Origin of the sequence: Chryseobacterium limigenitum, assembly GCF_900114875.1 — a bacterium.
GTDB classification, from domain to species: domain Bacteria; phylum Bacteroidota; class Bacteroidia; order Flavobacteriales; family Weeksellaceae; genus Chryseobacterium; species Chryseobacterium limigenitum.
Genome location: NZ_FPKW01000020.1, coordinates 24,806 through 39,762 on the forward strand (window position 1 = coordinate 24,806; position 14,957 = coordinate 39,762).

General features: G+C 34.9%; 14 protein-coding genes. 8 read left to right on the forward strand and 6 right to left on the reverse strand.

The genetic code is table 11. The annotated features are described in order from the left end of the window. Positions 1-8: 8 nt before the first annotated feature. Both ribB and BT156_RS18220 read right to left on the reverse strand, forming a co-directional pair. The gene (ribB, locus tag BT156_RS18215) at positions 9-1,130 is read right to left on the reverse strand and encodes a 3,4-dihydroxy-2-butanone-4-phosphate synthase (protein WP_072412286.1); all 1,122 of its coding nucleotides are present in this window, start codon (positions 1,128-1,130) and stop codon (positions 9-11) included. Between the two features lie 67 nt (positions 1,131-1,197). Beyond that, positions 1,198-2,205: an LLM class flavin-dependent oxidoreductase gene (locus BT156_RS18220; RefSeq protein WP_072412358.1), complete on the reverse strand. Its 1,008-nt coding sequence runs from the start codon at positions 2,203-2,205 to the stop codon at positions 1,198-1,200. Between the two features lie 255 nt (positions 2,206-2,460). On the opposite strand from BT156_RS18220, the gene BT156_RS18225 reads away from it, so the two are divergent. Next, positions 2,461-2,898: a hypothetical protein gene (locus BT156_RS18225; protein ID WP_072412288.1), complete on the forward strand. Its 438-nt coding sequence runs from the start codon at positions 2,461-2,463 to the stop codon at positions 2,896-2,898. Between the two features lie 13 nt (positions 2,899-2,911). Then, the gene (locus BT156_RS18230; protein ID WP_072412290.1) at positions 2,912-3,361 is read left to right on the forward strand and encodes a hypothetical protein; all 450 of its coding nucleotides are present in this window, start codon (positions 2,912-2,914) and stop codon (positions 3,359-3,361) included. Positions 3,362-3,417: 56 nt separating this feature from the next. On the opposite strand, the gene BT156_RS18235 is transcribed toward BT156_RS18230, so the two are convergent. Next, positions 3,418-5,544: a helix-turn-helix domain-containing protein gene (locus tag BT156_RS18235; RefSeq protein ID WP_072412292.1), complete on the reverse strand. Its 2,127-nt coding sequence runs from the start codon at positions 5,542-5,544 to the stop codon at positions 3,418-3,420. A gap of 84 nt (positions 5,545-5,628) precedes the next feature. Between BT156_RS18235 and BT156_RS18240 the strand changes: the two genes are divergently transcribed. Beyond that, on the forward strand, positions 5,629-6,084 hold the full coding sequence (locus BT156_RS18240; protein ID WP_072412294.1) for a hypothetical protein: 456 nt from the start codon (positions 5,629-5,631) through the stop codon (positions 6,082-6,084). A gap of 194 nt (positions 6,085-6,278) precedes the next feature. On the opposite strand, the gene BT156_RS18245 is transcribed toward BT156_RS18240, so the two are convergent. Then, a complete protein-coding gene (locus BT156_RS18245; protein ID WP_072412296.1) occupies positions 6,279-6,815 on the reverse strand; it encodes a gamma carbonic anhydrase family protein in 537 nt (178 codons plus the stop codon). A 153-nt stretch (positions 6,816-6,968) separates the two neighbouring features. Between BT156_RS18245 and BT156_RS18250 the strand changes: the two genes are divergently transcribed. From BT156_RS18250 to BT156_RS18265, 4 genes are all read left to right on the forward strand, one after another. Then, positions 6,969-7,847: a NifU family protein gene (locus tag BT156_RS18250; RefSeq protein WP_072412299.1), complete on the forward strand. Its 879-nt coding sequence runs from the start codon at positions 6,969-6,971 to the stop codon at positions 7,845-7,847. Positions 7,848-7,906: 59 nt separating this feature from the next. Continuing rightward, a complete protein-coding gene (hemH, locus tag BT156_RS18255; RefSeq protein ID WP_072412301.1) occupies positions 7,907-8,929 on the forward strand; it encodes a ferrochelatase in 1,023 nt (340 codons plus the stop codon). Positions 8,930-9,621: 692 nt separating this feature from the next. Further along, positions 9,622-9,852 carry a hypothetical protein gene (locus BT156_RS18260; protein WP_139255518.1) on the forward strand — a complete coding sequence of 77 codons (231 nt, stop codon included), beginning with the start codon at positions 9,622-9,624 and terminating at the stop codon, positions 9,850-9,852. Next, the gene (locus tag BT156_RS18265) at positions 9,852-10,109 is read left to right on the forward strand and encodes a hypothetical protein (protein ID WP_072412305.1); all 258 of its coding nucleotides are present in this window, start codon (positions 9,852-9,854) and stop codon (positions 10,107-10,109) included. The genes BT156_RS18260 and BT156_RS18265 overlap by 1 nt, the downstream gene beginning before the upstream one ends. An 85-nt stretch (positions 10,110-10,194) precedes the next feature. Here BT156_RS18265 and BT156_RS18270 read toward each other — a convergent pair whose 3' ends face one another. After that, complete coding sequence (locus tag BT156_RS18270) at positions 10,195-11,409, reverse strand: type IX secretion system plug protein (protein WP_072412307.1); 1,215 nt, start codon at positions 11,407-11,409, stop codon at positions 10,195-10,197. A gap of 284 nt (positions 11,410-11,693) precedes the next feature. On the opposite strand from BT156_RS18270, the gene BT156_RS18275 reads away from it, so the two are divergent. Further along, entirely contained in the window at positions 11,694-12,332 is a 639-nt protein-coding gene (locus tag BT156_RS18275; protein ID WP_072412309.1) for an MBL fold metallo-hydrolase, read from the forward strand. Positions 12,333-12,513: 181 nt separating this feature from the next. Here the strand turns inward: BT156_RS18275 and BT156_RS18280 are convergent, their stop codons facing one another. Next, on the reverse strand, positions 12,514-14,949 hold the full coding sequence (locus BT156_RS18280) for a TonB-dependent receptor (RefSeq protein WP_072412311.1): 2,436 nt from the start codon (positions 14,947-14,949) through the stop codon (positions 12,514-12,516). Positions 14,950-14,957 lie beyond the last annotated feature (8 nt).

A 14,957-nucleotide genomic window follows, 5' to 3' on the forward strand; every position in this document is an offset into this window, starting at 1 on the left:
TCACATTTTTATAGTTGAACCAACTCCGTCACCTCAACATCATATCCTCCAACCTGAGGTTTAATATTAGGATTTTGAGTGATAACTTTAAATTTATTTATTCCTAGATTCTTTAAGATCTGCGTTCCAATTCCATAATCTCTGAAATTATACGCCAACGTTGGACGCTGTTGCTGACCGTCTTGATAATCCAAGAATTGTTGTAATTTTTTCAGAGTATTTTCAGAATTTGAAACGTTATTGATGAAAATAATTGCACCTTTTCCTGCTTCATTTACCATATTTGTAACTTTTTCCAATAAAGGTTTTTCACCATTATTTAGTCTTGTCAACACATCAAAATAAGAATCAGAAGACTGAACTCTTACCAAAACAGGCTCATCAACCGTCCAGGTTCCTTTGGTTAATGCAAAGTGGATCTGTTCGTTTGAAGTTTCTCTGAAAGCATAAAAATCAAACTCACCGTAAGCAGTTTTCACTTTTCTTTCTTCCAATCTTTCGATAAGATTTCCTTTTTTAAGCTGATAATGAATAAGATCTTCAATAGAAACAATCTTCATATCATGTTTCTGAGCAAAAACCTGAAGATCCGGTAAACGAGACATTGAACCGTCTTCATTCATGATCTCACAGATCACTCCGCCTTCTTTTAATCCAGCTAATTGAGTTAAATCAATCGCAGCTTCCGTATGTCCGGCTCTTTTCAAAACACCTCCTTTCTTAGCACGAAGCGGGAAAATGTGTCCCGGTCTCATGAAATCTGTCGGTTTTGAATTTCCATCCATCAACGCTAAGATCGTTTTCGCTCTGTCACCTGCAGAAATACCGGTAGAAGTACCGTTTCCTAAAAGGTCAACAGAAACAGTAAATGCTGTTTCTTTAGGATCGCTGCTACGGCTTACCATGATCTCTAAACCAAGCTCGTCACATCTTTTTTCAGGAAGTGGCATACAGATAAGCCCTCTTCCGTGAACAGCCATAAAATTGATTAATTCTGGTGTTGTAAGTTCTGCGGCACAAAGAAAATCACCTTCATTCTCTCTGTCTTCATCATCTACTACTATGATTATTTTACCATTTTTAAGGTCTTCAATAGCCTCCGGAATAGTATTTAATTTAATATCAGACATTTTTACTATAGATTTTTGCAAAGATACTCATAAAAATAAGCATCTCCCAATTAATATAAACGGTTTGTTACGCTTTGAATAAAGAGTCTTTGGCTTTTCTGATGATGTCGTAAGAATCTAATCTTTTCTGATGGTCGTAAATGTGAGAATTGATCATTAATTCATCTATATTGAACTTTTCCTGAAAGCTTTTTAACTTCTCTGCAATTTCAGATTGATCTCCGATAAAAGTATATCTCAACTTCTGTAAAACCATCGATTTTTCCATTGGTGACCAAACAACATCATCCATATCATCAACTGGCGGAGAAAAAGGTTTTCTATCGTTTCTTACAATATTGATAAACGCCTGAAATAAAGTCGTAGAAAGTTTATGAGCTTCCTCTGTTGTTTCAGCTGCAACCCCATTGACACAAGCCAAAATATAAGGTTTGTCCAACTGCTTTGAAGGCTCAAAATGTTCTCTGTAAATATTGAAAGCCATTTCCATTTGTTCAGGTGCAAAATGTCCTGCGAAAGCATACGGAAGTCCTAATTCTGCGGCCAGCCAAGCGCTGTCTGTACTCGAACCCAAAATATACAACGGAATATCCAATCCTTCTCCCGGAATGGCGCGAACCAATGCATTAGAATTTTCCTTAGAAAAATATTTTTGCAGTTCTAAAATCTGTCTTGGAAACTGTTCATTAATAATTGCCGGATTTCTACCCAAAGCCTGAGCCGTTAAACCATCCGTTCCGGGAGCTCTTCCCAATCCAAGATCTATTCTTCCCGGAAAAAGAGATTCCAATGTTCCGAATTGCTCGGCAATAACTAATGAACTGTGATTCGGAAGCATAATTCCCCCCGATCCTACTCTAATTTTTTTTGTTCCGTTGGCGATAAAACCAATCAGAACTGAAGTTGCAGAACTGGCGATGCTTTCCATATTGTGATGTTCGGCAAGCCAGAATCTGTTATAATTAAGATTTTCAGTAAAGTTTGCTAAAGATAAACTGTCCTGAAAACTATCATGAATGCTTTTCCCCTGCTTTACTGGCGCAAGATCTAGCACTGATATTTCAAAGTTTTTCATATACGAGATATTTACTTTTTTTAAAGATGATATGGAATCTCCTTTTGATTTCATACTTTAAGTTTTTAGTCTAAAAAACCAAACAAATGTAAGACATCTAAACTGCATTAGTTACTTTTTGTAATTGATAAGTCTGATGGTGTAGTTCAGGAAAAAACTATTGAAATTATTTAGCCTCTTCAATTTTTTTTGTAATTAAAAAATAAATACTTTATTTTCACATTCTATAAATGAAGAAAAAAAATCTTGTTCAAAATGAAAAAAATCTATCTACTTATTATCTCATTCCTTTTAATAAGCTGTTCATTTAACCAAACTTTCTCTAACAGGGAGTCTGATAAAAATGATGCAGATCAAATTGCAAAGAAATTTTACTGGCAATTAAAATACGGTGGTAATCAGGATAAAATGTATGAATTATTCAGTGATAAGTTTTTTGAGGTTACAAACAGAGATAAACTTAATGAGCTAAATACTGTTTCTCAAAATAAAATTGGAAAGATTCAGGAATACAACTTGGTAAAGTGGGAGACTTTAGTTGTAAAAGGAAGTAATGCACGAAGTGAATATGTACTAACATATGATGTTAAAAGAGATATGGGTAAAACTGAAGAAACTTTTTCAATGCAGAAAGAAAATGGTGATATTAAGATTGTTGGATATAGAATTAACCAAGATCTATTAGATCAATAAAAACTTCAAAACCATGAAATCAAAAATAATGTACATCGAAAACAAATCAAATGGTCATCACGGATCGGCATGGATTGGTTTTGTAGAGTTTTCAAAATCCGGCCAAACGGTATATTTTAACAACAAAGCGTTGAAAAAACTTAAGAATACAGGAATTTTGGGAAATCATTTCGACATAGAAACCGGAGAAGAATATTGGGTTTCAGGTGTGAAAAAAAATGGACAAAATCGCCATCAGTTTGGTAGCGGAAAAATTATGATTGATAAAAATTCGATTGATGAGTATTTAAAAATTGTTGATTTTAATACTATTGATGAAAAATATTTCAAGCTAATTGAGTTTATCAAAACTGATAAAAGTCGATTTAACGAACTGGAAAATATTGAAGTTGAATATAGAGACAATAGCCGTAGCGCAAGTTTTCTGGACAATAATCACAGAAAATTAATCTTAAATATTTAAATAAAAAAGGCTTAACAATGAATTTGAAGTCACTTATTAAACCTTTTAAAATACTATTACTTATTTTTCTCCTTTTTAAAATTATAATGATTAATCAAAATCCTAATCTCATTAAATTCAAAATTGCTTGGTAAAGCATTTTTCCATTCCGTTAGTGTTTCATGAGGAGTTTTGTAGAACATATCTTCAAAAGCTTTGATCTTATCCGAAGTGATGACTCTTGAAATATCCAACAATCCCTGCTCGGCAAATTTTGCCAAATGTCCGATTACCGTTTCTTTTACCAAACCTCTTTCAAATGCGACTTCCGCAATGGTTTTCCCTTGTTCAAAAAGCTGAAAAGTCAGCACCTGCGAAGGAACTTTTGCAATTTTCATACTGACTTCCTTGTCATTCTTTTCATCTAAAAGCTTAGTTTCTAATAAATGAGCTTCTTTTAAACTGTTCAGATATTCTTCAACATCTTCGAGCCAGTTTCTAAATTCTTCGTTGTATTGTTTTAATCCTTTTGCGCCTTTTATTTCAGCATAAAATTCTTTTAACGGACTGAAAACTTTATCTCTGATTTCTGTAAAAAAGAAGTTGACCGCCCCTTTTGTTTTAGCCTCAATCTCAGACCATTCTTCTTTTTGATCGATGAAATTATTTACTTTTTGAGAAATCACTTTTTCCAGCTTTTCGAAAATTTTCCCTAATTGGGTTACTTCATGTTTTAGCTGAATATATAATTGATTGGTTTTTACTGTATCAATACTTTTTGTCGTGATTGAAAGCTTGTTCCACTCTTCCACTTCATTCAAAATCCATCTTGAATCAACGGTACGAAGGACTTTTTTAATGCTGTAATCATATTTTTCCTGATTTAAAATAGCCTCCACATTATCATTCGCAAAAGTAGATCCCTGAAACTGTAGAATTCTGTTATCTTTAAAAATAACTTCAGGGGTAATTTTTGATTTCAACACAATTCCTTCCAACGTTCGGCAACGTGACAAAGCAACATACACCTGACCTGCTGTAAAACTTTTTCCGGCATCGATAATCACTTTATCAAATGTCAATCCCTGACTTTTATGTATAGTAACCGCCCAAGCCAGTTTTATAGGAAACTGTTCGAAGCTTCCCAAAACCTCCTCTTTAATATTTTTCTCGGTGTCCAGAAAATATTTTTTCTGTTCCCAAACTTCTCTTTTTACCGTAATTTCTCTTTCGCTGCCGTCGAGAACTACTTTAATTTCGTTTTCATCTAAAGCAGAAATTTCACCTAATTTTCCGTTGAAATATCTTTTCTCCCCGGAAATATCATTTCGGATAAACATAACCTGAGCCCCGATTTTCAATTCTAAAAACTGTTCGTTGGGAAACTGATTTTCTTTAAATTCTCCAAAAAGTTTCGCTTCAAAAGTAGTAGGATCAACTTTTATTTCCTTTAGTTTTTCCTGATTGATCTCATCGGCCATTTTGTTGTGAGAACATAAATAGACATAAGATTCAGTTCCTGTTTCAAATATAGGATCGTATCTTTCATTAAGATGTTCGAAATCTATGCTTGCTGTATCACCATCACGGATTGCATTCAGAATATCTAAAAAGCTTTCGTCAGATTGACGGTAAACTTTTGTTAATTCAATTGTCAGTAAAGGAACCTCTTTTATTGCATGGCTGTCGAAAAAGAAAGGAGAATTATAAAACATTTTTAAAATATGTTCATCTCTCACCACCGGCGGAAGCTGATACAAATCTCCGATGAACAACATTTGAACCCCTCCAAAACGCTGACTGTTTCTTCTGATGAATCGTAAAGAAAAATCCATCATATCCAAAACATCAGCTCTTAACATTGAAACCTCATCAATAATAAGTACCTCAACTTCACGTAAAAGTTTAAGTTTATCTTTTCGGTATTTAAAATGCGGCATCAGATCGGCAATATTATTCGCCAAACTGGTATCGATACGATCTGTAGTCGGTAAAAAAGTTCTTAAAGGTAGCCCAAACATCGAGTGAATGGTTACTCCTCCCGCGTTGATCGCAGCAATTCCCGTAGGAGCCACTACGATGTGCTTCTTTTTTGTACGTTTTACAAAATCGTTCAGGAAAGTTGTTTTTCCTGTCCCTGCTTTACCTGTTAAGAAAACACTCCTGTTGGTATACTCTATTAAGTCAAAAAAATGATTGTTCATCGCCGGCAAAATTACGGAAAATGAATTTGAATTTTTTATCTTGGCACAAGTTTTGAGAATTAGTGAAAAGAAAAAGTTTATTTTATGAAAAAATTATTCATTCTGGTTCCCGTTTTAGTATTATTTTCAGTTTTTGCATTAAATTCATGTAAAGCAAAAGTTGACCCTAATACTAATTTACCTAAAGATATTTCAGAAAGGCCTGCTGACGAAAACAGTCAGAAATACGATCAGGCACAATTAGATAAACTTAGAGCTGAAATTGATGCAGAAATTTCAAAAGAAAAGTGTACAGATGTAACTACAAATGAATGGAAGCCTGCTCCAATTGGATCTAAAGCTTGCGGCGGTCCGAAATCTTACATTGCTTATCCTGCAAAATCAGAAGCTCAGATTCTTCCAAAAATTGAGAGTTATAACACAAAAGAAGCAGAATTTAATAAAAAATACGGAATCACATCAGACTGTTCGTTCGTAGGAGAACCAGCAGGAATCAGATGTGTCAACGGAAAAGCAGAGGTTGTTTACCCTGTAGAATAAAATAAACACTCGAACTCGAACAGGAGTTTTCTCACTAAGGATTTTTAAAAAAGCATTGTCAAAATTGACAATGCTTTTTTGTGAATTATTAAAATATAAATGGTCAATTTTGCTTCGCAAGTGAATTAATTATCCTAAAAATTGACCACGAAGTTAATTGACTCGCAAAGCAAAATTGACCATTCACACTCAACCTATCCTTGAACTTCTTTCACATTATCTTTATACCATGAAGAATATTTTACATAATTGTCCGCAATTCTGTTCACTTCTCCTTCCAATAACTGTGCAGAAATATCTTTAATTTTTCTAGCCGGAACACCTCCCCAAACCTCACCAGACTTGATGTGAGTTCCCTGCGTCACCACAGAACCTGCTCCAACGATAGAATTTTCTTCTACAAGACAGTCATCCATAACGATAGAACCCATTCCGATCAGTACATTATCCTGAATCTTACATCCGTGTACGATTGCATTATGCCCAATCGAAACATTATTGCCAATAATTAAAGGAAATTTTTGATACGTACAGTGTAGCATTGCATTATCCTGCACATTTACTTTATCTCCCATCTTGATGTAATTCACATCGCCTCTTATCACTGCATTATACCAGATACTGCAATCTTTTCCCATCACAACATCACCAATAATTGTTGCTGTTTCTGCCAAAAAAGTATTTTCTCCTATTTGTGGTGCTTTTCCTAAAAGTTCTTTTATCAGTGCCATATTTTTATTTTGAAAATTTGAAAAATGAGCCGATTTAACAATTAAATTTTTACTTCACGATTTTTAAATGATGCTGATAGCAAAAATCTAACTTCTAACTTCTGGCTTCTAACTTCTAAATCCGTATTTTTGTATCTCAAATTTAACGAAAAAATGCATACTATACTTATAGAACCAACCGAAAACCCTAAAGTGATGAAATTTGTAGCAGACTACAACTTGATTCCCGGGTCTTTGGAGCTGGACAGAGATTCTGATATTTCAGAAATTCCTTTGGCACAAGAACTTTTCAATTATCCTTTTGTTGAAAGAATTTTTATTACAGCAAATTTTGTAGCGGTTGCAAAACAAGACACTATCGAATGGGAACACGTAATTGACAGTCTGAAAAATGTAATTGAAGACGAATTATTGGCTAACCCTAGAGTTTACCTTCAAAAGAAAAAGGAAATGTATCAGATCTATGCAGAAATGACTCCAAACCCGGCGGTGATGAAGTTTGTTTCAAGCAAGCTGTTGTTGGAAGGTTTTGTTGAAGTAAAATCAAGAGAACAGGCGGATGGAGTTCCTTTGGCTCAGGCTATCTTCAAAGAATTTGACTTTACTAAAGAAGTTTTTATTTCTGATAATTTCGTAGCGGTAACAAGAGATAATTCTGTGGAATGGCACCAGGTAATGATGGCTGTTCGCGGATTAATCGCTGACTATTTACAAAACGGCGGTGAGATTTCAAATATCGAAGCGCAGACACACGAAAATCCTGTAGAAAAGATCATCAACAGAGACTATACGGATGATGAGCAGAAAATTTCTGATATTTTAAATGAATACGTTGCTCCTGCTGTAGAAAACGACGGTGGAAAGATTTCTTTAATGGAATACGTTCAATCTACTAAAACAGCAAGAATGCTTTTACAAGGTGCTTGCTCAGGATGCCCAAGTTCTACCGCTACCCTGAAAAACGGAATTGAAAGCATTTTAAAACAATTCGTACCCGATTTGGTAGAAAGAGTGGAAGCTGTAAACGGATAAAAAACATACGTAATTAGTAATAAATATTACTCATTGCCAATGACTCATTATTTATATTTATGAAAGGAATTCTATTAGTAAATCTTGGTTCGCCAAGATCAACGGCGGTAAATGATGTAAAGGAATATCTTGACGAATTCCTGATGGACGAAAAAGTAATTGATTATCGCTGGATTTTTCGAGCGCTTTTAGTTCGTGGAATTATTTTAAATACAAGACCTGCAAAATCTGCAGAAGCTTATAAAACGGTCTGGACAGAACAAGGTTCACCTTTGATTGTGATTACTGAAAAAATTCAGAAAAAACTTCAAAAACTGGTAGATGTCCCTGTTGAAATCGGGATGAGATACGCTCAGCCAAGTATTGAAGCCGGAATTCAAAAATTGGTTGATAAAGGTGTTACCGAGATCGTACTTTTCCCATTGTATCCGCAATATGCGATGAGTACAACGGAAACGGTTATTGATAAGGCGGAAGAAGTTAGAAAAAAGAGCTTCCCAAATATAAAGATCAATTATATTCAGCCTTTTTACAACAGAGAGATCTATACCGATTGTTTGGCGGAAAGTATCAGAGAAAAACTTCCTGAAAACTTCGATGCGTTACAATTTTCTTATCACGGAGTTCCGGAAAGACACATTTATAAAACAGATCCGACGAAAACGTGTAATTTAAACGATTGCTGTTCTCGTGAAAATAATCCGAGTCACCAGTTTTGCTACCGTCATCAATGTTTTGACGTGACCAATTCTGTCATTAAAAAATTAGGATTACCTAAAGAAAAAGTAATGGTTACGTTCCAATCAAGATTAGGAAACGACAAATGGATGGAACCTTACACCGATGAAACTCTTGAAAGTATCGGCAAAAAAGGAGTTAAAAACTTAGCTATTGTTTGTCCGGCCTTCGTTTCAGATTGTCTGGAAACACTGGAAGAGATTTCGGTGGAAGGAAAAGAACAGTTCTTGCACGGAGGTGGCGAAAATTTCCACTATATCCCGTGTCTGAACGATGAAGACCGCTGGATTGAAGTCGTGAAAACTTTGTGTGAAGAAAAACTCAATGAATTCTATTTAGTTTAAAATATAATAACCTTCGGAAACGGAGGTTATTTTTTTGTGTAAATATAAGTTGACATCATCCCGGGTTCAGAATCTTTCAATCAATATAATTTCTTCCTGTCCCATTGTGGGAAAGCTCCAACCTTTTTTAATTCTCTTCGTCCCATGATGGGAATTGTTAAACCAAAATAGTTTCTTCCCATTCTAGTGATGAGATGGCTTCAACTTATATTTTGGGCTAAAATCAGGCTTATATACCTTTATTTAATAGATGCTTCGACTCCGCTCAGCATGACATCGCTACAAATTACCGTAAAATAAGACAGTCAGTATTAGAGGTGTCATGCTGAGCGGAGTCGAAGCATCTTTTTTCACTAATCTTTTATGAGATTGCTTCACCTTCGGTTCGCAATGACGGCTCTTGAAAGAACGACTACAACCCTAGCCCGGATTGCAGCGACATCCTTTTGGGTTGCGGGCGGAGCGAAGCGAAGCCCGTAACCCAAAAGATACAGCGGAAAGCTGGAAAAAGCTTCAAATAAATAAAAAAATCAATATTCCCAACAACACCCCTGTATTTTAATTGTAAAATTTAAAATAAATACAAAAATATAAACTATACCCCCTATTATTTTTAAATAAAATTATAAAATTTAAATATTTTTATTAACTTTACCCTATCAAAAGAAAAGCATTAACCATAAAAATTTAAAATGATGAATGCAACTGCCGAAATTTTAAAACACAAGATCGAAAGCTTTACCCCTGAATTGCTTGAAACTTTGGCAAGAATGGTAGAAAAGCTAGAAATGCAGAATAGATTTTCAGTTCCTCAGTTTCAGATGGATGAAGTTTTATATAGAATTCAGTTTCACAACGAGAATCCGAAGACAAAACTTGATTTTTATGAAAATATTTCTGAGCTGGAAAAGAATTTTGCCTGATGAAAGTATTTTTGTCCTCTATTGCAAAGAACGATATAAGGCTTCTTATGAGAGTTTTTAATGCAGAAAAAGAACATAAAGGAGCTTATTTTCTGGAAGATCTGAAAGAATCGATCCAACAAATTGTGGAAAATTCTGAAGACCCCGAAACAGAACTCCAACAAATCAGCATGCAGAACTTCCCTGTTCACATTCACTATATTTTTGAAGACGAAGAAAGCCTGTTTATTACTGCAATCTTTAAGGAGATTAATTAAAAAAATGATTAAATAAAATATTAGCACATTTTTCTGTACTATTTTATATGTAGAACCTTATAGGAGTTGACACTTATAAGGTTTTTTATTTTCTCACCGGAGTTCTGAACTCGCCATACCCCATCAATCCATCATAATTCCTTCCGAAAGGTGCATAATATAAAAATGCCTGATACAGGTTCTCCGTCTGCCAGAAATTACCGTTTACTTCACCAAAATTCAATGAACCGTCAGGATTTTTTGTTGCAAGAATATAGTTATAGAAACCTTGTTTCAGGAATATTTTAGCAACATATTTTTTCCCTGCTACATCATATTGCATTTGGTTTTCTTTGCTTGGCTGAAAATTATTAAAACCTCCCAACACATAAATTTCTTTATCCACAGGATCAGACTCCAGAGAGAAGTACACCCAAGAATAATCTGCTTCTCTTTCTGCATTTCTTTCAAGCCCGATATCGTTTCTCCTGTAATACCAGGCTCCGTTTACGTCCGGCTGATATTGATAATTCAGAGGAAAAGCCCAAACCGGATGAAGATAGGTTTGATTCACCCCGTCTTTCAATTCTGTTGCCAGAACCATATCTGCAGGCAAATTCATGTTTTTGTTATCGAAATAATAGAATTCATTATTTCCGGGAAAAACAAGATTCATCTGCTGGAAAAGCAATTTATTTCCTAAAGTTGCACTTGGTTTTAAATTATTGACTGTAACGTTCGGATTGTTATTCTGCATTACATTCAAACTCATTGAATTGACATTGGAAGAAAGATCTCCTCCTTTTGAAACCGCCTGTACCTCTACCCTTTGGTTAGCATTCGGGTTTCTTGCATCTGAAATTCTTGAAATATTTAAAGCTAAATTCGCATTATCTTCAACCACATAAAATCTTCTTTTAAAAAGTGGCTTTTCCACAGAGTCTTTATAAACGATCAACTCAAAATTTCCTGAAACTTTTGGCTGCATTTTATCATTAGGAAACGTCAGCGTATAGTGTGTATAAGCCTGTAATGTATTGAATGAATACTGAAATTTATCCACCATACCGTTTAAACTTCCATTGGCAAATTCTGTAAAGAAAAGATTATCATCCTGCCAGTTTCTGTCATAATGCTTGATTGTATATCTAAAAATATCGCTGGAATTCGTAAGATCATCAAAGCTTAAAACCAAGGTCTGATTAAGGTTGATCACCGGAGTTTCGTCATTCGTATGTGGGTTGAACAATTGTATACTTTGGATGTTTTGTCCAAAAACCAAACCACTCAAAGAAAGTAAAAGTATGCGCAAAGTTTTCATTATGACGAAGATAACGAAAAAATGGGATTTTCTCTGTAATAAATCTGTTTGACTGATCAATTTTCTAACTATTAATTGTGTAAAATTAATCGCTAAAATTAAAAAACAAATGCTTCAACTCCGCTCAGCATGACATTTCTAATACTAACTGCTTTATCGTAACACATTTTTTAACGATGTCATGCTGAGCGGAGTCGAAGCATCTTAAATAATTAAAACTGATTCTCGTGTTTTAAACAAGAACTATTATAACTAAATTTGTCCTAATAAAAAACATTCAGCATATGCTTCAGATTCAAGGTTTCGTATTCAATTTTGCAAGCGAAAACACTTATATAGTTTACAATGAAAACAAAAATGCCTGGCTGATCGATCCGGGAAATATGAATGAACAGGAAACAAAAGCAATCGACAGCTTCATTAAAGAAAATGAATTAAAGATTCAGAAAATATTGTTGACCCATGCTCATATTGATCATGTTTTGGGTTTACAGTGGGCTTTTGATACATTTAAAGTTCCTGTATACTTACATAAAGAAGATCAGGAAGTTCTGGATATGCTTCAGGCAAGCGGAATGAGATTTGGTTTTCAAATTGATCCTGTAAAAGTTGATGTAGAATATGTAAATGAAGGCGATGAATTGGAATTGGACGGAGAAAAATTCAAAATTTATCATGTTCCGGGACACTCTCCGGGAAGTGTGGTTTATCATAATGAAAATCAGAAATTCATGATTTCCGGTGACGTTCTTTTTGAACAAAGTATCGGAAGAACAGATCTTTACAAAGGAAATTACGAGCAATTAATTGACGGAATTAAAACCAAGCTTTTCATTTTAGATGATGAAACACAGGTTTTCTCGGGTCATGGAAATCCTACAAATATTGGCTTTGAGAAGCAGTATAATCCGTTTTTGAAGTAAGCTTGGCTGTTGTCCGGGAGAGCTTGAGCTTTAAATATCTCATAGCTACTCTAGGTTTTGGCTAAAACCAATTGAATTTTTTAATTTAAATAAACAGGCTAAAGCCCGTTCCTATTGATAAACAAAACCGTCAGAAAAAATCTGACGGTTTCTTAATTTGATATGAAAAAAAACTAATTATTTAGAAATCCAGTGTAATTGAAGCTCTTGCAGTAGCACCCATGATTGGTCTTGCCATAATCATTGAACTTCCTGACTGCTGTACAGATGGCGATCTAGGATCTCCTTCTGTAATTCCGATGGTATTGAAAACGTTGGTTCCGTCAACTGCAAAACGTATTTTACCCATTTGATAAGACATTCCCGCTCCAAATTCTCCAAATGCAGGCAAAGTATCCTGATTTGTCTGATCCTGAAAACGCTTACCGTAGTAATTGTAGCTTACATACGTTCTCCATTGCTTCGTAATATTTACGGCCGGCGAAATATTAAAATATAACTTCGGCATTCTTCTTACTATATTTCCTTCCAAAATACTTCCCGCTTCCAATCCTTTGTACTTAGGACTTTGAATTGTTCCGTTAAAAGTAAGCTCCACTACATTATCAAATAATCTTGCATATCCTTCTAGCTCAACCCCAAAGTTTTTGGTATTGGCAAAGATATTTTCTGAAGTTCCGTCAGAGAAAACATCCGTAAACGAAAGGTTTTTAAGTGTTGAATAGAAAGGAATTACAGCGATATCAAATGTTCTTGAATAATATTTATATCCAACTTCCAACTGATTGGTTGATACAGATTTCAAAGGCTGATCTGGCGTAGGGTTGGAGAAGTAATTATAATATGCTTCCTCATTCGGAGATCTGAAACCATTAGAAAAACGTGCATACACTGCGTTTTCTTTATTAATCTTATAATTTGCGGCAAGAGTGAAAGAAACTTTATCAATATTATAATTCCAATACGTGTATTTATTTCCTAAAACACTCATATTATCGTCCGCTGTTGTTGTTAAAAAGCTATGCGTTCCGTCTGTCGTTAATCCTGAATTATTCAGATTAGCAGTCGTTGTATTAGCAAAATTTCCTTTATAGTAATCATGACTGTAACGAAGTCCTGCATTAATGCTTAAATCATCCGTAATATTATAGTCTAAATTTGCATAAAGATCATTCAGACTTCCCTGAGTTTGTGTATCTCTCTGAAGGAAAGTCATATCTGTAACTCCATTATACGTTTTAGAATATCCAACACTGTTTGACGTTAATGAAGTATCAACTAAATTAAGAAGTTCAGGTCTGTCCGTTGCTGTTGCTAGAACATTACTCCAGTTCCAGTATTGGTGGGATTTCCAGGTTGATTTATAGAAACCTGCCGTTACATTTCCTTTGTCGAATTTATAATTGAACTGTAAATCATTCACAAAATTATCCATCTGCTTATCAATTGCCCAGAACCCTAGTTTTTGAACATAAGCAGGGTTTACAATTGCTCCTGAGCTTACTGATGAATATTGGAAATTGTTTCCGACAATTCCATTTGCTTTAGCAAAATCAGATGCCAATTGAGGTCCACCAGCCGGGAAAATCCCCGTGTAATTCATGTTGATATTGGTATATCTTGTTTTGTTTAAAACAGAGAAATTATTACCAAGATCATATTTAAATTCAGCTCCTAACACATCAACTTTCGGATGAATTCCATCTTCTAAATTTCTGTTGAAAAAACCTCCTCCCGCTTGAGGAATATTTAATTGACTGATCGCTCTGTAGCTGTACGTTCCATAATTAGCATCAAAACCACCAAATTCTTTTATATCATTTCCGTCTCTTACCAAAGGAATCGGTAGATAGAACGTGTTTCTGTCGTCTAGCTTTTTATAATAAATTTTAGCATAGCCTTTATCGAAAACGTATTTCAGATTCATTCTGATTTGTCCACCCTGATTGGCTTTAAAACCAGTTTTTCTGATTCCGTCATCACTTCTGTAGAAACCTCCGACATTGAAGAACAATTTATCCTGAACCAAGGCGCCTCCAAGATTTACGTCTGTACGCATTAAGCCGTAGGTACTCGTTTCAAGTTTTGCAGTTCCTTTAAAATCGTTACCACCTTCTTTTGTAATAAAGTTGATCAAACCTCCGGGAGAATTGGTTGCAAAAATAGATCCTGAACCTCCTCTCAAAGCTTCTAATCTGCTTACTGAATTATCAACGCGAAAGAAATTATCTGCATTGGCAAACTGCAAAGCTCCATCTTCGAAAACGGGTAACCCGTCTTCCTGAACCTGCACAAATTCATACGCACCTGCAGAAGGAATACCTCTTGCAAAAAGGTTGTTTCCGACCTCACCACCTGAAGTTTCCACAGCAAAACCAGGAACTCTCTGCAATAAAGCAGCCGCACTGATCGGGTTTTGCTTCTGAATTTCCTTTGCACTGAATGTAGAAATTGCGGTACTCGATTCAATTTTCTTTTTAGGATTTGAGTTACCAGTGATTACGACTTGTTCAATAGATGCCGATCTGGTAGAATCCTGTGGAGTTTCCTGGGCATACGCATTATTGAAGTAAAGCGTTGCAATACCGGCAATTAAAAAGATCGATTTTTTTTTCATAGCCCTAT

Coding starts and splice junctions, on each gene's coding strand:
- ribB (WP_072412286.1), bottom strand. CDS start 1,130: ATGTCTGATATTAAATTAAATACTATTCCGGAGGCTATTGAAGACCTT.
- BT156_RS18220 (WP_072412358.1), bottom strand. CDS start 2,205: ATGAAAAACTTTGAAATATCAGTGCTAGATCTTGCGCCAGTAAAGCAG.
- BT156_RS18225 (WP_072412288.1), top strand. CDS start 2,461: ATGAAAAAAATCTATCTACTTATTATCTCATTCCTTTTAATAAGCTGT.
- BT156_RS18230 (WP_072412290.1), top strand. CDS start 2,912: ATGAAATCAAAAATAATGTACATCGAAAACAAATCAAATGGTCATCAC.
- BT156_RS18235 (WP_072412292.1), bottom strand. CDS start 5,544: ATGAACAATCATTTTTTTGACTTAATAGAGTATACCAACAGGAGTGTT.
- BT156_RS18240 (WP_072412294.1), top strand. CDS start 5,629: ATGAAAAAATTATTCATTCTGGTTCCCGTTTTAGTATTATTTTCAGTT.
- BT156_RS18245 (WP_072412296.1), bottom strand. CDS start 6,815: ATGGCACTGATAAAAGAACTTTTAGGAAAAGCACCACAAATAGGAGAA.
- BT156_RS18250 (WP_072412299.1), top strand. CDS start 6,969: ATGCATACTATACTTATAGAACCAACCGAAAACCCTAAAGTGATGAAA.
- hemH (WP_072412301.1), top strand. CDS start 7,907: ATGAAAGGAATTCTATTAGTAAATCTTGGTTCGCCAAGATCAACGGCG.
- BT156_RS18260 (WP_139255518.1), top strand. CDS start 9,622: ATGATGAATGCAACTGCCGAAATTTTAAAACACAAGATCGAAAGCTTT.
- BT156_RS18265 (WP_072412305.1), top strand. CDS start 9,852: ATGAAAGTATTTTTGTCCTCTATTGCAAAGAACGATATAAGGCTTCTT.
- BT156_RS18270 (WP_072412307.1), bottom strand. CDS start 11,409: ATGAAAACTTTGCGCATACTTTTACTTTCTTTGAGTGGTTTGGTTTTT.
- BT156_RS18275 (WP_072412309.1), top strand. CDS start 11,694: ATGCTTCAGATTCAAGGTTTCGTATTCAATTTTGCAAGCGAAAACACT.
- BT156_RS18280 (WP_072412311.1), bottom strand. CDS start 14,949: ATGAAAAAAAAATCGATCTTTTTAATTGCCGGTATTGCAACGCTTTAC.